Origin of the sequence: Paenibacillus sp. BR1-192, assembly GCF_029542445.1 — a bacterium.
Classification (GTDB): Bacteria; Bacillota; Bacilli; order Paenibacillales; family Paenibacillaceae; genus Paenibacillus_AQ; species Paenibacillus_AQ lautus_A.
Window position 1 is genome coordinate 788,471 of sequence record NZ_CP120718.1, and the last position, 21,765, is coordinate 810,235.

The following is a 21,765-nucleotide window of genomic DNA, read 5'->3' on the forward strand; positions in this document are numbered from 1 at the left end:
TTTTTTGATCCTGATCGGTCTAGGGCTAAAGCCCAAAAAAACGGCTTCCTCCCAATCATGGGAGGAAGCCGTTTTTGCATGACCTAGCTTAGATGCGCTGCATTTGTTTCTCCGCGAAATTGCCGATCCATGGCAGCTTGAACCATTTTCCTTGAATGGCGTTAAACATAAGCACCAGCCACATCAGCACGCCGACCAGCGCCAGGAGGGCGGAGGCCAGAAGGCCGATGATGGGCACCGCGCTCGACAGCAGGTGGGCGACGGCCAGAAGGCCGAAGGCCAGCAAGGACTGCAGCGCATGGAATATGACATATCGGCTTCTCTTTTCTAATGAAAGAAACAGAATTCCTCCGACCATCGGAAGAAGATAGCACAGCGTCGCGGCCAGATTCTCGGGAAGTCCTGTGGACGATTTGAAAGGGGACATCTCATCAACTCCTTGTCTTAGACCGGTTCTGGGGTAGGGCAAGCTATATACCTTACCTTATGAGCCGATGGGACAAAGTATGATGGATATATCCCGGACTTATTTCATTTTCAATTGGAGCAGATATTTCACGAGCGCATCCTGCTGCTCCTGCGTGAACCCGCTGCTTTCGTCGACCCAATACTCATGTCCCTGACCGGTGACGTGGGTGTCCCTGAGTCTCGAATCCTTGCGGTTCGCCTCAACGACCCGCAGTCTCAGCTTGCGGTCGATCAGGGCTTTCAGGCTGTTGTAGGGATCCGGGTGAATGCCCTTCATAAGCGTTGCCGGCACTCCGGCTTGCGACAGCTCCGGCCCGACCGCGACGCCCCCGTCGTGCAAATACGGTGCCGACCAGCGGAGGCCGATCAATCCTTTGACCTTATAACCGCCGCCCGATTTATGGCCGAAGCCCAGCTGAATCTGTTCCGGATCTATTCCATCCAGCGGGACTTTAGTCGCCTTGGCGTCCGGAGGAATCGGGACAGGCGTGTCGGGCGGGTAGAACTCCGCCTCGCCAAAAGCGTTCTGCGTAAAATGGAAGGCCTTCGCCCTTGCAGGCTCGGTGCCGATTTCTGCCGCACGCAGAATGCGGTTGTTGGTAAAATAGTCGCCTGCGTGGCAAGTGATGCACTGCGCTTTTTTGAAAACTTCCGCCCCGAGGCTGTGGGTCTTGGCATCGGAGGTTTCAGCCTTATCGGTTTCAGGCGGATGGACGGTATTCTGATAAGCGGACATGGCATTAACCTGCTCCCCGGCCTTAAAACCCGGCGAACTGATATACAGCCCGTTCGGCGCTATGGCCGAAACCTTGGGGAAGTTCGGAATCTTGATGACCTCATTAACGCCGGGGGTTCCGGGATTCGGGTCCAGGCGGTCGAAGAATTCGGTCGGCTTCAGCCCGCTGCTTGGATCATAGCGAAACTTGCGATGGGCCGCATTTTGCAGGATGGTGCCCACATAAATCTCTTTGTCGATCCCCATTAGCGGCTCGCTGACCTCGGTTTGGCTCAAGGTATCCGTATTTTGGGCGTGAACATTGTTGCTGAAGGTGCTGAGTCCTTTGAAGGGACCCGCGATGGCGAAGCCGCTCCAGCTGTACGGATGGTCGCCCTTTGTAAACATATCGGGAATTTGGGTCACGTCGCTGACCTTATCGACGGTGGTATCGAAATTGCCGGGCGCCCATTTGATCAGATTGTCGTCAACGGCTTTTTCCAGCAGGGCGGGATCCGGGAGGGCTTCGGCTTGCCCTTTGGAATTTATGACGGTACGCTGCCCGTTCTTGACATAATCCACGAGGTTCGCAACGTCCGTGTGGGTGAAATACGCTGCGCTATTCGGGGCCAACGCCAGCATTAAACCGAGGTTCAGATCGGAATTGGGCGCGCCTTCCACGACCCTTCCCGTATCACGGTTCACGGTGGCATGGCAGGCCATGCAGCTAACGCCGATGCGGGTTTTGCCTTCGGCATATTTGAACGTTACGCCAATGGGGGAATAAGCTCCTTTGGCTACGTCAAAGCCGGTATCGATTTTATCCCCCTTGCGGAAGGTTTTGCCGCCGATGGTCACATCCTGATCAAGCTCGACGCGCAAATTGGTGGTTCCCCGTCCTTTCAGCTCGGCAAGGGCTTTAGCAACGTTTTTGAGCTTCATCGGACCGTCGACGATTCCCAAAATATCGGTCAAGAACACCTCATTGCCAAAGGATTCCTCATACATCGTGCGGCGCCCCAGGGCAAGCAGCTCTTTGTTTACCTCAACTGCGCCATTGGCCGCTGTCAAACGGGGGTGCTGATCCTGCAAAGCGGTTCCCGGGACCGTAAGCGTCTTGCCCCACAGGTCATACTGGCGAATGACATCGGTTTGCCGGACTTGGATTTGCGTGGAATTGGAATTTTCCAATTTATGCGCAGGCGGTACATAGGCATACTCCGGTTCCACGACATTAGCTATGAGCCATAAGGCTGCCGCGATGGCGATCGGGATCAGCCACAGCAGAAGCCGCTTCGATTTTCGCATATCAAATCACCCTTTTATTAGCAGGTCTGATGAATCATCTCTTCGCTGCCGTATGCAAGGGCTTTAATCTACTTCCACGTCATGGCGGAGCGGAGATTCGGCATTCACCTGTTTATCCGGACCTTTTTCTTTCGGAACCAGACGCTCGTCTGTTCTGCCTTGATGGTGGTTGTCGAAGTCATACTCCGCCAGCCGCCACTCCGTGGAGCCCATCTGCGGATCGAACGGGAATTCCTCTCCTCGCTTCAGGTATTCCTCCCGTCCCCATTCATTCGTGTACGTTCCGTCCACGTCAACCCCTTCTCTCGAAATCGGGTGAAGATTCTTGTCTTTACCGGACATGTCGCATGCTCCTCTCAGCTTGATTTTAAGAAATGATTCATATGGCATAAAGTAACCAGAAAGAGGGGGGACTATCCGCCGAAATTTGCATGTTAGCCAGTGAATAGGCTTGGAAAAGGCACAAACGCTTCTTGCGAAGAAAGAACGAGGTTTGCGATTTGCCAGCTATTCGGCGGAAGCCGCTGCGGATTTCAGGGTCTCGAGGATATGGCGTTCCAGCAGTACCCGCGGGTTCTTCCAGCGGCTGACCTTACTGTCTGCCGTAAATACGATGACCGCATCCAACTGGGGAAAAAGGTAGATTTGCTGTCCTCCATGGCCGTGGGCGAGCGCATAAACCGATCCGTTCTGAATGCCGGTCCACCATTGGAACCCGTAATCGCCGAAAGCCGGATAGCCTTTCACCTGCGGAGTGAGCGCCTGCTTAAGCCAGGTTTCAGGAATGACGGGCGTGCCTTGCCACTGTCCCCCGTCCAGGCAGCATTGACCGAATTTGGCCATGTCGCGGGAGGTAAGATACAGGCCGATATGACCCATGCTGTGTCCCTCGGGGCTCGGGGACCAGGCGGCATGGCGAATGCCGAGCGGCTCGAACAGATATTTCCGGGCATAGGTGTAGGCGTCCATTCCCGTGGCCTCGCTAATCGCAACGGAGAGCAGGTGGGAATCGGTGCTCCGGTATTGGAATCGGCCCATTTCCTGTTCGACGACAGGGAGGGATAGGGCGAAGCTCGTCCATTTCCGGTTGCGGTGGAAACGGTGGATGAGCGGTTCCCCGAGCTTTTTACCGGTTTGCCACGCAAAGCCCGAGGTCATCGTCAGCAGATGATGAAGGGACACGTTGCGCAATAACGGATGAGCTCGCTGGGGAACGTATCGCTGAAAGATATCGGTCACGGAGGCTTTCAGTTCAGGCAGTTCGCCGCGTGAGAGGGCGATGCCGCAAAGCGCAGACGTAAAGCTCTTTGTGGCCGACCTTAAATCATTCAGCGAGGATATGCCGTGGCCGCCGTAGTAGCGTTCGTAGATAAGTTTGCCGGCATGAAGGAGGAGAAAGCTCCGCATTTTCGGATATTGCTTCTGTATGATCAGGTCTACCCGATCGAGCGCGTCGCGCCGAAGGCCTGCGTCTTCAGGCTCCGCAACGGGAATAGGCGGGCTTGAGGCAACGGGGGAATGCAGGATAGTCTGTGACTTCACCATGATATAACGGCCTCCTTGTATCATCTTCTCAAATCTTTGATTCCGGTGACGGCATTCGCCGCTTGCAGCCGGCAGGATCGCTTAAAAGTATCTTAACCAATTCTGTGCGCAACCGATGACGCGGCGAAAAAACATAGTACAGAAAAACAATTTTTGGGAAAGATGAAACAAACAGAGGAATATGATATAATATATTAATGATTCAGTTGCATGCTGTTAGGGTATGTATAGTGTCAGGTGCATTGGTAAGTTGCTGAATATCAACCTAATGGTCACCGTAAGAACTGCAATATGGCTTCAACTTAATGAGGTAGATCTTTTCGGCATTCTCTTTAAACGGAGTAATTTATTCCACACGTTTTGGGAGGGATCCATCATGGCAACGAAAGGTCACAATGAGGTTAAGGAAAGTCTGCGGGAAATGACACGAATTTTCCGGCCTAAAGATCCGAAAAAATTTGTAAAGGAGTATGTCCGGAAGTACCATATTATGGGGGGCTACGAAGAAGAGCTTACTCTTGTTGTTGAGCATGAACTTGGCAAGCTGAATTCCTCCGTTTCGTAACCTGTAACAGCACCTGGTCTATAGAAATATCACAGACACGCATCGCATCTTCACCTTGTTAACGACTAATGACATGAACCATTTTAGAGCCTATGGTTAAACCGTTTTTGGGACAAATGTCCCGAAAGCGGTTTTTTTGCGTTTAGCCATTTTTCAATCATGGTGTCTTCGTGTTACACGGAAAGTCTGCTTCTCGGGGCATTTTGCATCGGTCCCTACATATATTGTTAGCAATCGATCCGATAAGGATATAAGGGAGTGGGCAGATGTGAGGATACAGCTTAGACGGAAGGAAGAGATCGGACATATCCGCGAGGCCGGGCGCATATTGGCCGCCTGTCACCGTGAAATAGCGAAAGTCATCAAACCGGGGATCACGACCGGCGAGATCGATGCCAGGGTCGAGAAGTTTCTGGAGAAGAACGGGGCCTTCCCCGAGCAAAAAGGATACAAAGGTTTTCCTTACGCGACTTGCGCATCGGTCAACGAGGTGGTGTGCCATGGATTTCCGGACCAGCGGCCGCTGCAATCCGGGGATGTCGTCACCATTGATATGGTGGTCAACAAGAACGGCTGGCTGGCCGACTCGGGCTGGACTTATGCGGTGGATCAGGTTTCCCCGGAAGTAAGGCAGCTGATGAAGCATACGCACGAAGCTCTGTTTAAAGGGATCGAGGCCGCGCGGCACGGCGCAACCTTGGGTGACGTCGGCCATGCGATCGAAAGGGTTGCCGAGAGGGAAGGCTACGGGATCGTCAAACCGCTTGTCGGTCATGGCATCGGCCGCGCCATCCACGAGCCGCCCGATGTGCCGAACTATGGAAATCCCGGAAGGGGCCTCAAACTCAAAGCAGGCATGGTCATTACCATCGAACCGGTATTTACCCTGGGCCGTTCAGGGGCGGTGTTCTGGGGGGATGACGGCTGGACCATCTCCAGCGCGGATGGATCGGTGGGCGTCCAGTATGAGCATACGATTGCCATTACGCGTGGAGATGCTGTTATTCTGACGGATTAAGATGCCGAAAATATACCATAATAATAGGAGGCGTTCTTTGCAGGGCCGGTTGCGGCTTTCGAGGAACACCTCCTTCATCATGTTTTTTAGGATCGAAAGGGGGAGGGCTGCATACAGATTCAAAAAGGCGGAAATGACTGTATATATAGCTATGAAGGCTGTCGTTGACGGGATGTGAAGAATGTCGAATGAGGGGCGCGGGGTGGAAGGTGTGCTTTGAAAGCGATTGCAAAATCAGTAACGGCGCGACTTTGACGACTTTTCGAACAATTTGTGAACTCCCTGTGAATGATTGACAAAAGCAACCCATGAACTTATATTTAATAAGTGATTGCTTTAATTGACAGGATTACTTCATCCGTGATTGTGCAGGTAGATTACCGCTGTTTGCGCCGGATGGTAGTCTACGAAAATCGGAAAAGTGGGGTAGATCAATGATGAAACGGTGGCAGGCTGTAAAGCGTCTTCTTCCTTTGATGGCCATGTTTGCTTTGGTGTTATCCGGCTGCGGCCGAGAGGATTTGTCGGTCTTAAGACCACAAGGTCCGGTAGCACAAGGTCAACTGGATTTAATTAAGCTCTCCATTTCGATTATGATCGTCGTAATGGTTGTGGTATTTGGAATTGCCGCATACGTGCTTGTTAAATTCCGTAGAAAAAAGGGACAAGATGAAATTCCTGAGCAAGTGGAAGGTAACCATAAGCTTGAGATCATTTGGACGGCGATTCCGCTGCTCTTGGTGCTCGTGCTTGCAGTTCCTACTATTCAAAAGGTATTTGCTTACGGAGAGAACGACTGGAACAATCCAGATGCAGTTAAGGTGGAAGTTACTTCTCACCAGTTCTGGTGGGAGTTCAATTATCCAGACTACGGCGTAAGAACGGCTCAAGAGCTGGTTGTTCCCGTAGGCAAGAAGATTGCATTCCAATTAAAAACGAATGATGTGCTTCACTCCTTCTGGGTACCATCGCTCGGCGGCAAGATGGATACAAACACGGAAGGCAGCGTTAACTACATGACTCTGGTTGCTGACAAAGCGGATACATACATTGGTAAATGCGCGGAGTTGTGCGGTCCTTCCCACGGTTTCATGGAATTCCGGGTGAAAGCGGTTGACGATGCGGCATTTGACAAATGGGTGGCGGCATTCAAAGAGCCAGCCGTGCTTCCTGCGGATGCGGCACTCGCCGAGAAATTCAAGACCAACTGTCTTTCCTGCCACGCTGTGGGCGACCAAGGCGGAGCGATGGGTCCTAACCTGACCGGCATTGGATCCCGTGAGACGATTGCGAGTATCTTGCTGAACGACATAAGCGGCAAACCAGGCACTAAGCCGACGAAAGACAACCTGGTGGAATGGCTGATGGAGCCTCAGGCTGTAAAACCTGGCAACACGATGCCTAATCCGAAGGATCTCGGCTTCAGTGACGAAGAAATCGAGCAGATTGCCGATTACTTGGCCAATTATAAGTTGGATTATTAATACAGCAAGAACTTTAAAAGGGGGTACAAACCTTGGCTCACGCTCATGCTTCTAGCCATAGCGTCAAACGCTACACGGGAATCATGGATTGGCTGACAACCGTCGACCACAAGAAAATCGGTATATTATACCTGATCGCGGGTGGTTTCTTCTTCGGGATAGGCGGTATCGAAGCGATTCTGATTCGCTTGCAGCTGATCAAGCCGATGAACGATCTGGTATCGGCTCAAGTATTTAACGAATTGATTACAATGCACGGAACGACGATGATCTTCCTTGGCGTAATGCCAGTTATCTTCGCCTTGATGAACGCGGTCATCCCGCTTCAGATCGGCGCGCGCGACGTCGCGTTTCCGTTTCTGAACTCGCTCGGATTTTGGACGTTCTTGTTCGGTGGACTTTTGCTTAACCTGAGCTGGATTATGGGCGGCGCGCCTGATGCGGGCTGGACGTCCTATACGCCGCTCTCCACCAACGACTATTCGTCCACGCACGGCGTAGACTTTTACACGATAGGACTTCAGATTGCAGGTCTCGGTACGTTGATCGGTGGTATCAACTTCCTGGCTACCATCATTACGATGCGTGCGCCTGGCATGTCCTTCATGAGAATGCCGATGTTTACATGGACGGCGTTCATCACTTCGGCCATGATTCTGTTCGCATTCCCTGCCATTACGGTAGGTCTCGTATTGCTCAGCTTTGACCGTTTGCTCGGTGCCAATTTCTTTGATGTTGCGGCAGGCGGAAGCCCTGTATTGTGGCAGCATATTTTCTGGATTTTCGGTCACCCTGAAGTTTACATTCTGATTTTGCCGGCGTTCGGTATTATCTCAGAAGTTATCCCTACATTCTCCCGTAAACGTTTGTTCGGATACAGCTCCATGGTATTTGCAACCATCCTGATCGCCTTCTTGGGCTTCATGGTTTGGGCTCACCATATGTTTACGACAGGTCTTGGACCTGTAGCGAATGCGCTCTTCTCCATCGCAACGATGCTGATCGCCGTTCCTACCGGTATCAAAATCTTTAACTGGCTCTTCACGATGTGGGGCGGCCAAATCCGCTTCACCAGCGCAAACCTGTTTGCGATCGGTTTCGTACCGACCTTCGTAATGGGTGGGGTTACCGGCGTCATGCTGGCTTCTGCTCCTGCAGACTTCCAGTTCCATGACACGTACTTCGTTGTAGCTCACTTCCACTACGTTATCGTTGGTGGTCTGGTATTCGGTCTGTTTGCCGGCCTTCACTACTGGTGGCCAAAAATGTTCGGCCGTATGCTGAACGAAACGTTGGGCAAATGGACGTTCTGGTTGTTTGCCATCGGCTTCCACATGACATTCTTCGTACAGCATTTCCTTGGATTGCTAGGTATGCAGCGGCGGATTGTCTCGTACTTGCCGAACCAGAATTTCGACGAACTTAACTTCATCAGTACCATCGGTGCAATCTTGATGGGGATCGGCGTATTGCTCTTCTTGGCTAACATTGCCGTCACTACAAGAAAACCGGTTGGCGTAGCAGCGGATCCATGGGAAGATGGACGCACGCTCGAGTGGAGCATTCCTTCTCCACCGCCAGAGTACAACTTTAAGCAAATTCCGCTCGTTCGCGGCATTGACGCTTACTGGAAAGAAAAGATGGCAGGCAATAAAGAGATGACACCATCCGAGCCGGTTGGTCCGATCCATATGCCTTCGCCAAGCATCCTTCCGTTTGTGATGTCACTGGGTCTGTTTATCGCGGGTCTTGGTTTCATGTTTAGCACGGAAGACTTCTCGAATTCGTTCATGAGCTTAATCTTCAATAAATATATCGTTCTGATTGTTGGTCTTCTGATTACGTTCGCGGCAATGATCGCTCGTTCCCTGTACGATGATCATGGATATCACATCGAAGTTGAAGAACTGGAAGGGGAGGGTAAAGCATGAGTCACGCTGAACATGTAAACGGCGAACTTCCTCACGAGCCCGAGAAGGCAACACTCGAAGGCCGTAATAAGGTTCTTGGTTTCTGGCTCTTCCTCGGTGGAGAGGCCGTGCTCTTCGGTACGTTGTTTGCAACGTTCCTGGCGCTTCGCGGCCAGAACAACGAAGGTCCAACTGCTGCTGAGCTGTTCTCACTGCCGATCACGGCAGCAGCAACTCTGATATTGCTTGTCAGTTCCTTGACCAGCGTGTTCGCCATTCAGGCGCTGCACCGTCATAATATCGAGAAGCTGAAGCTGTGGCTGATCGTGACCGTTGTCCTGGGTCTTGGATTCCTTGGCCTTGAGATTTATGAATTCTATGAATATGTTGTGCATGAATCGTTTAACATGAAGACGAGTGCATTCTCGTCTGCATTCTATACGCTGGTTGGCTTCCACGGCGCCCACGTTGCTTTCGGGGTCGTGTGGATCAGCCTGTTGATTGCTCAGCTGTACAGAAAAGGGTTAACCGTGGTTACAGCACCTAAGGTTTATGTGTCTGCTATGTACTGGCACTTTATCGACGTTGTATGGGTATTCATCTTCTCGGTCGTATACCTTCTTGGAAAGGTGGGCTAAGGAATGACTGCGAATCAACAATCCAATGAGGGGCCTACTGTGAAACACCGCCATCGTGTGGAAGGTCCTGAGAAACACATTGTCGTCTTTATTTTCTCCATCGTCTTGACTGCGATTGCTTTTGCGGCTGTCGCAGCCGGAGGCATCAACACAGCATTTACGATCATCCTTTTGCTGGTTATGGCTGTGTTGCAGGTGTTCGTGCAAATGGGTTACTGGATGCACTTGAAGGACAAAGGGCATCTGATGCCAATCCTGTTCATGATTGGCGGCTTCTTCGTAGCTAGTACCTGTATTGTCATGGCACTGTTCTGGGTTTGGTGGTAAAATGAAAAAGAGGTGGGCTACTTCAGCCCCCTCTTTTTTTAAGTCGTAGGAAGGTGTCACAATTTCGACAGAATTTAACCCGTTTAGGGGAGGTTTTTGCATGCTGGGCTTAGAATATTTTAGTTTTGCAGATAAATGGAGTCCCTTGTTCCTGGCATTTATGCTGCTCGTTACGGCAGGCTACTTCCTGTTGACCGGGCCGCTAAGCAGTCGCTTTGAAGGGAGTGCTTCGGTTTCCGCAGGAAGGAAAACACTGTTTGTAGGCGGTATGCTAACGTTCTATCTCGCACAAGGTGGACCTATTGAACTGCTCGGGCATACAATGTTCTCGTTTCATATGGTCAGTATGGCCATGTCCTATCTAATGGCAGTGCCGCTCTTGATTCTGGGTATTCCTGTTTGGATGTGGCGCGCCTTCGACAAGGTCAATCCGTTTAAGAAGCTCGGTTTCCTTGCGCGTCCGATTGTTGCCGCGGTTCTGTTTAACGGCTTGTTTTCGTTTTATCACATCCCGGTCATCCATGACTTTGTCATGTTAAACTTCTGGGTGCACCGTCTGTATTACTTGATCCTGTTTATCGCCTCGCTGCTGATGTGGTGGGCCATCATTAAACCGATTCCGGAGAAGGACAAGTCGTCAGGGCTTATGAAGATGGGATACATCTTTCTGAACATGGTCTTGCTGACACCGGCATGCGGGCTCATTATTTTCTCAAGCGAACCGATGTACGCAACTTATAGCGATCCAGTGGTATGGGCGAAGGCGATGGGCTATTGCGTTGCCGGCGATACCTCCGCGTTGCTCAGCCAGTTCGGCGGGCCGGAGTTCTTCGGCTACCTGGAGCCCGCGATTGACCAGCGAGTGGGCGGGATCATCATGAAGTTTTTCCAGGAAATCATTTTTGCCTCGATGCTGGCCTATGTGTTCTTTCACTGGTACAAACGAGAAAATCAGGAAGACGATCCTTTGCCTGGCGAGATTCCTCCAGGTAAACTCAATCAGGCGTAACAGGATTATTGAAGGGGGATCCATATGGATTGGTTTTTTATATTTCCCACGGTCAGTACAACGTTCATCGTCATCAGCGCCGTGCTGGTGGCGATTGGCTGGGGACTTATCATTAAAGGGAAGCGCGAGGCCCACAAGAAAGTGATGATCTGGGCGGCCATCGCAGCCGTCATCTTCTTTATCATCTATTCCTCGCGCACCGTATTCATCGGCAACACGTCATGGGGCGGACCTGATGACCTGAAGCCGTATTACCAGGTATTCCTGATCTTCCACATTGTACTGGCTACCGTAGCCGCTGTGTTCGGGATCACGACGCTGGTCCTCGGCTTCAAGGAGAAGTTCTCCAAACACCGCAAGTGGGGCAAGGTTACGTCGATCATCTGGTTCTTTACGGCCATCACCGGCGTTGCCGTGTATACCTTGTTGTACCTGTTGTACCCGGGCGGGCATACCCAGCCTGTATGGAAAGTCATATTTGGAATGTAATTGGAGGAGAACACCCGTCAGAGAAATCTGGCGGGTGTTTTTTTGTTTTGGCGGCTCAATTGTGGGCAGAGGAGGGGGAGTGTATCCGTTCCGGCCGCTGTTGAAACCAGGAAACTGGGATGAGATGAAGTGGTTGTTTCCCGGTTTCAAAGGCGAACGCCAGGTCTCCTCCACGGCTGCACTCCCCTGGTGCAGGGATGTCCTTGAGAGAGCCGCAGCAGGGAAGGGAACACCCGATGGTTATCACAGCCGGGTGTATTGTGTGGGCAGATGGGGGAGTGTATCCGTTCCGGCCGCTGTTGAAACCAGGAAACTTAGGATGAGATGAAAAGGTGGTTTCCCGGTTTCAAAGGCGAACGCCAGGTCTCCTCCACGGCTGCACTCCCCTTGAGCAGGGAAGCTGTTGATTGAGCCGCCAGCACAGGGATGGTGACACCCGGCAGAAAACCTCTGACGGCTGTTTAGAGAGTGTGAGGGCGGGGATGGTGGAGTGTATCCGTTCCGGTCGCTGTTGAAACCAGGAAACTGGGATGAGATGAAAAGGTGGTTTCCCGGTTTCAAAGGCGAACGCCAGGTCTCCTCCACGGCTGCACTCCCCTGGTGCAGGGAAGTCCTTGATTGAGCCGCAGCAGGGAAGGGAACACCCGATGGTTATCTCAGCCGGGTGTATTGTGTGGGCAGATGGGGGAGTGTATCCATTCCGGTCGCTGTTGAAACCAGGAAACTAGGATGAGATGTAAGGGGAGTTTCCCGGTTTCAAAGGCGAACGCCAGGTCTCCTCCACGGCTGAACTCCCCTTGAGCAGGGAAGCTGTTGATTGAGCCGCCAGCACAGGGATGGTGACACCCGGCAGAAAACCTCTGACGGCTGTTTAGAGAGTGTGTGGGCAGATGGGGGAGTGTATCCGTTCCGGTCGCTGTTGATACCAGGATAATCATAAAATTTTACAAATTCTATTGACACTGTTTATATACACACTATATACTGTGTATAAAGATATACACAGTGAGCACAGTAATCACACTAAGCACAGTGAGATCAGACTGCGATAATAAAACGAAATGAATACATGAAGGAATGAAAGGGTGAGACGCATTGCAACAGGTTATCCATAATGCGATGAAGATCGTAAAGAAAGACTTCGCAAGCGATAAGCTCCAAATCATATGGAACATACTGTTCATGCTGTACATGGGGTTCGCCACGAGCGTCGTCATAAACGTTCAGTTCGAGCATCTAGACGAATACAATAACCCGTTTGTCGATTTTATCATGGTGCTTTTTGCTCCTTTTGTAGGATTTTTATTTAACCGGAAGTCCTTCAAATATTTGAACGAGGATTCATACACCCGAATGCTGTACTTCTACCGGAGCATACCGGTGCCGGCTTCCGCGATTTTTGTTAGTCGGATCATTAATTCCCTGATCGCTTTTGCCATCAACAGCATCGTGTTTTACGGAATCATCTATGCTATCGGGAATCACCTTAGAGGCGTGATGGATATTCCAAGCTATATCGCCTTTATGCTGACATGGGTCGGGGTTGGATTTTTATTAACGGGACCTTATATCTACTGGGAAAATATGTGCAGCGGCAAGGTGTATCTAAGGAATACCGTTCTTATGAGTCTGCTCCTTTCGGGATTGATCGCTGTACTGAGCCTGCTGGGTTACAGCATTTTCGAATTCGCAGCGAACGCCGCCATGAAATGGAGCCTGTTATCTCCGGTGATGTGGGGTTCGCTGATTGCGGGATTGGCGTCCATGCTGCTTATGAGCAAGTTAACCTACACGCGGCAGCAGACCAGGGATTTATCATGAAGGACCTAAAGATGAATCCGTACGGCATGCAATGGCACGGGCTTATGCACAAAAGAAAAGCGAGGTGGTAAAAGGTGCGACTTCTGATACAGATCAATGAAAATAGCGCAGAGCCTTTATATCACCAGATTGAAACACAGCTGCGCTCGCTCATTATTAGCGGTCAAATCGAGGAGGGAACGTTATTGCCATCCATTAGGGAATTTGCCGGAGATCTGAAGTGTAGCGTCATTACGGTGCGCAGGGTGTATCAGGATCTTGAGAATGAAGGATTGCTGCGAACGAGGCAAGGCACGGGAACCTTTGTTGCCGGCGTCGGCGACCAAGCCCGAGAACAATATAAACGCGATGCGGTCATTGAGGCATTAAGGGATGCCGTAGATAAAGGGCTTGCCGTTCAATTCAATGAAGATGAGATGAAAGAGATGTTCATGGAAGTTGTCCGGGAAAAATATGACGCCAAAGGAGGTCGCTAACATTCCATGGAACCGCATGTTATTGAGTTTCGTAATGTCATTAAACGGCGAAGAACGAAAACCATCGGCCCGATCCAATTATCGATTCCTCAAGGATATATCGTTGCCCTGGTGGGACCTAACGGCTCGGGAAAAAGCACGCTGCTGAACATGATGATGCAGACCGTGTTTCCGGACGAAGGCGAAATCACCTGGTTCGGCGAGTCTTACCGGGGAGAGCTTCCGGTCTCGATCCGTAAACAGATGGGCTTCGTTCCTGAACAGCTAAGCATAGAAGAACAGCATATGACGGTGGATGAAGCGGCCAGCTTCCGCGCATCCTGGTATGACGATTGGGACGGTTATTTTTTCGATGAGCTTTTATCCAGGTTCGATGTCCCGCGGGGCGTCAAACTGCGCAAGATGTCCAAGGGGGAACGCCGCAAGTTCGAGATCGCCGCTGCGCTGGCGCCAAGGCCCAAGTTCCTGCTGCTGGATGAACCTTCCTCGGGCCTGGATCCATTCGCTTGGAAGCTGATGATCGATCAGCTGCACAAAGTGATGAAGTCCATGGATACGACCATCGTGCTCTCCACCCATGTGGTGGATGAAATCCGGCGTCTGGCGGACTATGTCATTCTCATCCATCACGGGAAGATGCTCGGCATGGTGGAGAAGGATTCGCTGCTGGACAACTGGAGGGAATGCTGGATTCAGGGAGATGCCTCCATTGTAAAGGAGCTGCCGGGTATTCTGAGCATCAAGCAAGAGACAGCGAGCACGATATCTTTTATAACGACGGAATGCTTGGAAGTGGAGAAGATCCTGCAGTCTGCAGGCATCCCGTTTATTCAGACCCGTTCCTTGGAGCTGGATGAAGTGCTTCGATTATGGATTGACGGAAACATGCCTGCCAATGTGCAGAACTAGGATAGAGAGGGGTTTTTAGGAGATGCAACGATTGCAATTAGACAATGTAGTTAAGATTTATGCAGACAAAACGGCAGTAAACCGGATTTCGCTTCAGGTTGAGGAAGGTGAAATCTACGGGCTGCTCGGGGCGAACGGCGCCGGCAAAACAACCACCATGCGGATGGTGCTTGGACTGATCTACCCGGATGACGGAACGATCCTGTACAACGGAAAGCCGTACAACAAGGAACTGCGTCACATTATGGGTTACTTGCCGGAAGAGCGCGGGTTATACCCGAAAGTGAAGGTCAGCGAGCAAATTTCCTACTTGGCTCAGCTGCGGGGCATGTCCGCGAAAGACGCGGATAAGAGTTTGAAATACTGGCTGGAACGGTTTGAAGTTCCCGACTATTACGACAAGAAGATCGAAGAGCTGTCCAAGGGCAATCAGCAAAAAATGGGCTTTATCGCAGCGGTTGTCCATGACCCGCAGATTCTCATTCTCGACGAAGCCTTCAGCGGACTGGATCCGGTTAACGTCGAACTTCTGAAATCAACGGTAAAAGAACTCCGAGACAAAGGAACGAGCATTCTGTTCTCCACTCACCGGATGGAACACGTTGAGGAACTGTGCAAAAACATTACGATTCTCCATCGCTCCAATACGGTGGTAAAAGGGAATTTGAAGGATATCAAATCCAAGTATCCTCGTGAAGAGGTGGTGCTCGGTACGTCCGGTGAAGTTCGGGGTCTTGAAGCCCTGCCTGGCGTAACGGCGGTGGAGCGGACAGAGGACGGTTACTCCATCCGAATCAGTCAGGTTGATGCAGCGCAGAACATTTTGAATACGGCCATGTCGCAAAGCACGATCCATCGGTTTGAAGTGAAGGAACCGACACTCAATCAAATCTTCATAAAGGCGGTAGGTGAATCCAATGAATAATATGTGGACCGTTATCCGATTTACGTTCATGAATAAAGTAAGAACGAAGTCGTTTCTCGTTTCTACCTTGATATTTGCACTCATTATTACGATCGGGATCAATCTTCCTTTTCTGATCCAAATGTTTACGGGGGATAAGGCTGGATCCGACGAGACCACCCGCATCGGGCTGGTATATGGACAAGAACAAACGCTTGCCGAACAATTGGAGACCACTTGGAGCAGCTTACCCGCCAATTCCTACGAATTCGTCAAATACGAAACGGCAGATGAAGCTGCCCTGAATCAAGACATTAAAGACGGCGTAATCGAAGGCTATTTGAAATTTGAAGCACAAGATGGCAATACGTTCCCAACCGTGGTCTACAGCTCCGAAGACGAGGCCATGAGCCCGGAACTGCAATCCAATCTGCAAGCAGCGCTGCAGGTGGCGAAGACGCGCAGCATCGTAGAAGGACTCAATTTGTCCGATGCCCAGATCAATGAACTGAATATGCCGGTTCAGATTGACGCACGCAGCATAAGCACGAATCCGTCTGGCAATGCAGACGGGGCTTCGGATGAGAAGGAAGGGGCTTCCGAAGTTATTAACTACATTGTGGTGTACGCTCTGATTATTCTGTTCTTCTTCACCTTGATGGGTACGGGGAACATGATCGCCTCCGAAGTGACGACAGAGAAGAGCTCCCGTATTATGGAGATCTTGATTACAAGCGTATCTCCGCTGAGCCAAATGTTTGGCAAGGTCATCGGCATGTTCCTGTTGGGTCTGTCGCAGATCGCCGCATTCGGCATCGTGGCCGCCGTGAACCTGATGCTTCCGCACAACCTGGATACATTGAAGGACATGAATCTCGACCTGAGCGCGATTGACCCGATGCTGCTGGTGTTCGGTTTAATCTTCTACATCCTTGGCTATTTCTTGTATGCGATGCTTTATGCGGCCATTGGTTCGATCGTCAGCCGTACCGAGGATTTAGGGCAGGCGGTCATGCCGATTACGATGCTGTCGCTGGTGGCGTTCTATATCGCGATTTTTAGCCTGAGCGCTCCAAACTCGATGCTGATGAAGGTGTCCTCGTACATTCCGTTCATCTCGCCGACCACGATTCTGGTACGGATCGGACTAGGCGACATTACCGTATGGGAGATTCTTCTCTCGCTGGCGATCCTGATCGCGGCCATTCTCGTCTTCGGCTGGCTGGCTGCGAAAATCTATCGCACCGGTGTCCTGATGTATGGTAAACGCCCTACGTTCAAAGAGCTCAGAAAAGCAATGAAGGCTTATAAGATGTAAAGCGGTGGAAGTAGTGTTAGGGCTGCCGGAACAAAAAGTAGAGTTAAAGGGGGGCGCCATACCGACATCGGTATGGCGGACATAACCCCATAAAATAAGTAGAGTACAGCACGGTTATTCTTTGCCGCATAAGACCACACCAACATAAAGGAGCTTACATACATGAAAAATTGGAAACGCATGCTCTTGTCTCTCACGATTTCGGCGGGAATGCTCGCCACGTCAGTGCCTGCCATGGCAGCGCCGCAGCAGCCGGCTGTGAAAGTGAATAACCAAGTTGTCGAATATTCGCTTGGCACACCGGTTATAGAAAAAGGCACGACGCTTGTTCCGCTTAGAAGCACGCTCCAGGCTTTGGACGTGAAGCTGACGGGAGCTGCAGATGACACCATTACTGCGGTGGTGGACGGTAAGACCATTACCCTGAAAGGCAAACTGAAACGAATCAATGGCGTAACCTATGCACCCATTCGGGTTGTCGGGGACGCAGCCGGCTATGAGGTCAAATGGAATGCAGCAACCCGTACCGTTCTGCTGGTTTCCAAGGCGACGGAAACCGCACAGACCGGCGGCCGCGGGTTTATGTGGGAAGTAGAGAGCAATGGGAATACTGTGTATCTGGTGGGCTCCATGCATATCGCGGATGACAGCTTCTACCCGCTGCGTCCGGAATTTGAGGAAGCCTTCGCCGAAGCAGATTATCTCGGCGTCGAGGTTGATGTCAGCAAAGCAGCTGACGAAGCGCAGCAGCAGCTGATCATGGATATGGGCATGTATAAGGATGGAACAGCGCTCAAGGATCATGTGTCCGGCGAGACGTACGCCAAGCTAGGCAAAATCTTGACGGAGAGCGGCATGAAGCCGAATGCCTTGGATGCATTCAAGCCATGGGTAGTGGAAACCACGATCAGCAGCTTGAAAGCGGTGAAGGCTGGCTACGAAGCCGCTGCTGGAATCGATCTGTATTTCGTCCAGAAAGCGATCGAGCGCAAAATTCCGGTAATCGAGCTAGAATCCTATGAATTGCAGCTCGGCATGTTTAATGGCTTCTCCAAAGAGCTGCAAGAAAAGAATCTCAACATCGCCTTGGATAATTTCGACGTGCTGGATGACGGTGTGGAGCAATTGGCTGAAATGTGGAAGACGGGTAATGATGAGGCGCTGCTGGAGTTCACCAACAGCATGGCCGTTGATGAGGAATACAACAAAGCGATGCTGATTGACCGCAACATCGGCATGGCCGAGAAAATCGACGGATACCTGAAGAACGGCAAAAAAGAAGAGTACTTCATCGTGGTTGGCGCAGCCCACTATCTGGGTGAGCATGGCATCGTGAAACTGCTTGAGGATAAAGGCTATACCGTCGTTCGTAAATAGATAAAAGCCATCGCTTGCGAATTATGACTCGATTCTAACATTCAAAAAGCGAAAACCTTCCAATGATCGAATGACGATCATTGGAAGGTTTTTTGTTGTTTCCGTATTTTATTATTAAATAACTAGAAGCTGTTCGAACAGCCCTTACAGCAGCAATATGGCAGCGCCGATCATTGGGGTAAGGACCATGCAGGTTTTCAGCCAGACAACGGGTACGCGCTTCGTAAATTTTGCTCCGACGTACGAGCCGGACATCGTCCCGACCACAACGGCGGCGAGCAGTTGAACATCCAGGTATCCGATCGAGAAGTATCCGGCGCCTCCGGCCAGCGCAATCGGCATGATGACCAGCATGGTCGTGCCGGCGGCAAAGCGCATCGACATGCCGAGGACAAGCATGAGCCCGATCTGGATGAACGGGGTGGAGCCGATTCCGAACAAACCCGATAAGGCACCGGTGATCAGTCCGATGAGCAGCGCCTGCAGCCAGTATCGGAAACCCTGGACAACCGGTGGAGCCGAGACCTCGGAAGCCTTGGACCGCCGGGAGACGTACATCATCCTGAACCATAAGGCCAGTCCGGAGGCGAAGAGCATCCCGGATGTCATAAAGCCCAGTTGATCCTCGGGAATCAGCGAGGACCAGCCTGAGCTGACCCACGCCCCCGCCGCACCGGCTAAGCCGACGACGGCACCCGTTCTCAGCACCATATTCCCTTCCCGATAATGGCTGACCGAACCGGAAAGCGACGAGAAGAACATCGCCGCCAGTGCGGTACCCAGCGCGGTATGGATGGGATAACCGAATACAACCGTCAGGATGGAGATGATAAAACCCGATCCGCCTGCGCCCACGAAACCGAGGAGTAGTCCGAGCAGCACCATAACGAGGGCGATCTTGATCAACAACATCAGGCCATCCTCCAAACCTGATGGGGCACGCCGATTCCGGCGGGAACCGGCAGGTCCTCTCGAACGCAGCTGTTTTGGTCCAGTACCATGGTGGGGTGCCCGCTCCCATAGACGGGCCAAGCCGGCAACGCACGAATATTCGGCTCTCCGCTTTGTACGAATGCGACCCATGCTTCCCGCATGGCGCGTGCCAGCGCATAGCTCTCGGCGGCTACGGAATAGGGATCCTCATTGGAGTGCCATTCAGCGGGCATCACATTTCGGTTGAATGCTGCGCCGATGAGACTGCCTTCATACCCGTGTATCGCGCCGAGCGAGCCGCCGCATTGGAGCCGATACATCCATACAGGAGTTCCTGACGATGCCACGGCTTCTGCAAACTGCATCGCTCCGATCGTATAGAGATGTTCGGTCAATGTTTTGCTCCACGCTTCACCCGAAGCCATCGATTGCTCATAACAAGCATAAGCATTCCACGCCACAGCGGCATTCTCTCCGAAGAAACGTTCGAGCGTCTCGAAAGCCGGGCACTGAAGCGCCGGATCGTTATGGATAAAAATAGCCGCTTCATTCTCATTCGTGCCGATCAGCAGCGGCGGGAGGCCGGCGTTCCCGGCCAGACTCGCCAGTGGATCCAACGGAATGACATGGCCGTCGGCAACCGGGCCGAACATATGCAGGCTGCGCGAGGTGTCGCAGCCGATCGCCGACTGCGCTTCGATGATTCTCTCGGCAGGAAGTTCAAGCAGCTGATGCGCCTGTGCTTGCGGTAACCCCAGCTCTTCAAGCAGCCTAAGAGTCGTGACATTGGCGGTTTGGCAATCCCGTATCGACTGCGTTGCGCCGCTTTGGGCAATGGCCCGGTGAAATAAGCCCTGTGCCGCTTCCATCACGTAGAGGGTGGCGGTACATTTGGCCCCGGCAGAATTGCCGATGACGGTTACCCGCGACGGGTCGCCGCCAAAAGCGGCAATATTCAACCGAACCCACCGGAGGGCAGCCGCGATATCAAGCATGCCATGGTTTCCGGAGGTTTCATACCCGTTGCCGAGCAGGTCTCCCAAATACAAAAAACCTAACGCGCCCAGCCGATAATTGATCGATACGTAGACGATCCCATCCTCTGCTGCGTAACGGGATCCATCGCACTCCGCTCCGTTCCCCGACACGAACCCGCCGCCATGGATATAAACCATGACCGGTTTTAATTTCTCACTGACGCCCGTTGTCCACACATTTAAGTTTAGGCAATCCTCGGACTGTGCAAGTCCGGGCACGTTCCCGTTCGGCTGATGCTGCTGGGGGGCGATCGGCCCGAATTGCTTGCACGGCCTTACGCCCGTCCAAGCGAGCGGAGGGGCCGGAGGCTTGAATCTGCGATTGCCTACAGGTGCGGCAGCATAGGGGATGCCCCGGAATACATGCACGCCGTTTAAATCGGCGCCTTCCACTGTGCCTGATAATGTTTGCACGATCAAGTTGACCGTCTCCTATCCTTACAAGATGAGATTATTATATCTTGTTTCTATGATGAGCCCTAATATATATTAGATTATATAAATGATAACTGATGAGTTATGTATCAGAGAAAGTTGGAATGAGATGGAACTGTTGCAATTAAAATATTTTCAGACTGCTGCCCGAATGCAGCACATGACGAAAGCAGCCCATAGCCTTCATATATCGCAGCCGGCATTAAGCAAAATGATCGCATCGCTAGAAACCGAGCTGGGAACCAAGCTGTTCGAGCGGGAACGCAAATCCATACGTCTGAACGAGCATGGCAAGCTGTTTCTCCATCAAGTGGATATTGCGCTGCAGGCGCTGGAGGACGGAAAGCTGCAGCTGCAGGATGCCAGCGGCAGCACCTCCGCCGCCATCACGCTCGATGTGCGAGTCTCCTCGCATTTGCTGCCGGATCTATTGGCCGATTTTCGCAAAGAATGCCCGAATGCCGAGTTCCAATTGCAGCAGCACGTTTTGTCATCCGTAGGGATGCCGAGCTTCGATTTATGCCTGTCCGATGGCGCAGAGCCGCCGAAGGGAACGACCTCGGTGTGCTTGCTCGAAGAGGAGATCGTGGTTGCGGTACCCGCCGACCATCCGCTTGCGGATCGAGATCGGGTCAGCTTGCGGGAGCTTAAGGAAGAGAGCTTCATTACGCTGCCTCCGGGCAAATCGCTGCGCGAAACGACCGATGCGTTCTGCCGTCTTGCCGGCTTTACCCCCCGCATCCGATTCGAGAGCGACGACCCCGCCACCGTCCGCGGTCTCATTCGAGCGGGTCAGGGCGTCGCCTTCCTGCCGGTCGTGACATGGGGCGGATCAACCGGGCCCGATGTCGTCCAGCTGAGGCTCGAAGAAAGCTGGTGCAAGCGCTCGATTTCCTTGTCTTGGCCCAAGGACCGATACCTTATGCAGACGGCGGTACTGTTCCGGGATTTCGCCATTCGGTACTTTGCTCGGCTGGCTGAATCGCACCGGCAGAACATGGCTCGGGGAGAGCTCTAGCCGGTACCGACCTGACCGTCTCCGGCGTGAGATTTTAGTGAATTCGAAAGCGAAAAGGAGC

At 52.0% G+C, this 21,765-nt stretch carries 21 protein-coding genes; 15 read left to right on the forward strand and 6 right to left on the reverse strand.

Features of this window, described 5'->3' with window-relative positions; all coding sequences use genetic code 11:
- Positions 1-88 precede the first annotated feature (88 nt).
- From P0X86_RS03460 to P0X86_RS03475, 4 genes are all read right to left on the reverse strand, one after another.
- Entirely contained in the window at positions 89-427 is a 339-nt protein-coding gene (locus P0X86_RS03460; protein WP_009593435.1) for a DUF4870 domain-containing protein, read from the reverse strand.
- 99 nt (positions 428-526) lie between these two features.
- Positions 527-2,491 carry an electron transport protein gene (locus P0X86_RS03465; protein ID WP_277747790.1) on the reverse strand — a complete coding sequence of 655 codons (1,965 nt, stop codon included), beginning with the start codon at positions 2,489-2,491 and terminating at the stop codon, positions 527-529.
- Between the two features lie 63 nt (positions 2,492-2,554).
- Positions 2,555-2,833: a hypothetical protein gene (locus tag P0X86_RS03470; protein ID WP_009590511.1), complete on the reverse strand. Its 279-nt coding sequence runs from the start codon at positions 2,831-2,833 to the stop codon at positions 2,555-2,557.
- Between the two features lie 165 nt (positions 2,834-2,998).
- Positions 2,999-4,036 (reverse strand): serine hydrolase domain-containing protein, encoded by a 1,038-nt coding sequence (locus P0X86_RS03475; protein WP_277747791.1) that lies wholly within the window; start codon positions 4,034-4,036, stop codon positions 2,999-3,001.
- A 376-nt stretch (positions 4,037-4,412) separates the two neighbouring features.
- Here P0X86_RS03475 and P0X86_RS03480 point away from each other — a divergent pair, with 376 nt between their 5' ends.
- The 14 genes from P0X86_RS03480 (at position 4,413) to P0X86_RS03545 (ending at position 18,281) form a co-directional block, all read left to right on the forward strand.
- Positions 4,413-4,601: a hypothetical protein gene (locus tag P0X86_RS03480; protein WP_006208082.1), complete on the forward strand. Its 189-nt coding sequence runs from the start codon at positions 4,413-4,415 to the stop codon at positions 4,599-4,601.
- 268 nt (positions 4,602-4,869) lie between these two features.
- Positions 4,870-5,619 carry a type I methionyl aminopeptidase gene (map, locus tag P0X86_RS03485; protein WP_192569797.1) on the forward strand — a complete coding sequence of 250 codons (750 nt, stop codon included), beginning with the start codon at positions 4,870-4,872 and terminating at the stop codon, positions 5,617-5,619.
- Positions 5,620-6,053: 434 nt separating this feature from the next.
- On the forward strand, positions 6,054-7,103 hold the full coding sequence (coxB, locus tag P0X86_RS03490) for a cytochrome c oxidase subunit II (protein ID WP_009590534.1): 1,050 nt from the start codon (positions 6,054-6,056) through the stop codon (positions 7,101-7,103).
- A gap of 83 nt (positions 7,104-7,186) precedes the next feature.
- Entirely contained in the window at positions 7,187-9,034 is a 1,848-nt protein-coding gene (ctaD, locus tag P0X86_RS03495; protein ID WP_374705894.1) for a cytochrome c oxidase subunit I, read from the forward strand.
- On the forward strand, positions 9,031-9,651 hold the full coding sequence (locus P0X86_RS03500; protein ID WP_009590523.1) for a cytochrome (ubi)quinol oxidase subunit III: 621 nt from the start codon (positions 9,031-9,033) through the stop codon (positions 9,649-9,651). The genes ctaD and P0X86_RS03500 overlap by 4 nt, the downstream gene beginning before the upstream one ends.
- 3 nt (positions 9,652-9,654) lie before the next feature.
- Positions 9,655-9,978, forward strand: a complete 324-nt coding sequence (locus P0X86_RS03505) for a cytochrome C oxidase subunit IV family protein (RefSeq protein WP_012818913.1) — start codon at positions 9,655-9,657, stop codon at positions 9,976-9,978.
- A gap of 100 nt (positions 9,979-10,078) precedes the next feature.
- Positions 10,079-10,987, forward strand: coding sequence for a cytochrome c oxidase assembly factor CtaG (ctaG, locus tag P0X86_RS03510; protein WP_277747792.1), 909 nt, complete (start codon positions 10,079-10,081; stop codon positions 10,985-10,987).
- Between the two features lie 24 nt (positions 10,988-11,011).
- Positions 11,012-11,476: a DUF420 domain-containing protein gene (locus P0X86_RS03515; RefSeq protein WP_096777089.1), complete on the forward strand. Its 465-nt coding sequence runs from the start codon at positions 11,012-11,014 to the stop codon at positions 11,474-11,476.
- Positions 11,477-12,571: 1,095 nt separating this feature from the next.
- A complete protein-coding gene (locus P0X86_RS03520) occupies positions 12,572-13,297 on the forward strand; it encodes a hypothetical protein (protein ID WP_096777087.1) in 726 nt (241 codons plus the stop codon).
- A gap of 74 nt (positions 13,298-13,371) precedes the next feature.
- Positions 13,372-13,773 (forward strand): GntR family transcriptional regulator, encoded by a 402-nt coding sequence (locus tag P0X86_RS03525; protein ID WP_036664513.1) that lies wholly within the window; start codon positions 13,372-13,374, stop codon positions 13,771-13,773.
- Positions 13,774-13,779: 6 nt separating this feature from the next.
- Complete coding sequence (locus tag P0X86_RS03530) at positions 13,780-14,682, forward strand: ABC transporter ATP-binding protein (protein ID WP_277747793.1); 903 nt, start codon at positions 13,780-13,782, stop codon at positions 14,680-14,682.
- A 22-nt stretch (positions 14,683-14,704) separates the two neighbouring features.
- On the forward strand, positions 14,705-15,607 hold the full coding sequence (locus P0X86_RS03535; protein WP_041621923.1) for an ABC transporter ATP-binding protein: 903 nt from the start codon (positions 14,705-14,707) through the stop codon (positions 15,605-15,607).
- The gene (locus P0X86_RS03540) at positions 15,600-16,904 is read left to right on the forward strand and encodes an ABC transporter permease (protein ID WP_096777086.1); all 1,305 of its coding nucleotides are present in this window, start codon (positions 15,600-15,602) and stop codon (positions 16,902-16,904) included. Before P0X86_RS03535 ends, P0X86_RS03540 begins: the two co-directional genes overlap by 8 nt.
- Before the next feature lie 162 nt (positions 16,905-17,066).
- Positions 17,067-18,281 (forward strand): TraB/GumN family protein, encoded by a 1,215-nt coding sequence (locus P0X86_RS03545; protein ID WP_213580164.1) that lies wholly within the window; start codon positions 17,067-17,069, stop codon positions 18,279-18,281.
- A 144-nt stretch (positions 18,282-18,425) separates the two neighbouring features.
- Here P0X86_RS03545 and P0X86_RS03550 read toward each other — a convergent pair whose 3' ends face one another.
- The gene (locus P0X86_RS03550; RefSeq protein ID WP_277747794.1) at positions 18,426-19,193 is read right to left on the reverse strand and encodes a sulfite exporter TauE/SafE family protein; all 768 of its coding nucleotides are present in this window, start codon (positions 19,191-19,193) and stop codon (positions 18,426-18,428) included.
- Complete coding sequence (locus P0X86_RS03555) at positions 19,193-20,665, reverse strand: carboxylesterase/lipase family protein (RefSeq protein ID WP_277748988.1); 1,473 nt, start codon at positions 20,663-20,665, stop codon at positions 19,193-19,195. The genes P0X86_RS03550 and P0X86_RS03555 overlap by 1 nt, the downstream gene beginning before the upstream one ends.
- Before the next feature lie 130 nt (positions 20,666-20,795).
- Here P0X86_RS03555 and P0X86_RS03560 point away from each other — a divergent pair, with 130 nt between their 5' ends.
- Positions 20,796-21,704, forward strand: a complete 909-nt coding sequence (locus P0X86_RS03560; RefSeq protein ID WP_096777083.1) for a LysR family transcriptional regulator — start codon at positions 20,796-20,798, stop codon at positions 21,702-21,704.
- Positions 21,705-21,765: the final 61 nt, after the last annotated feature.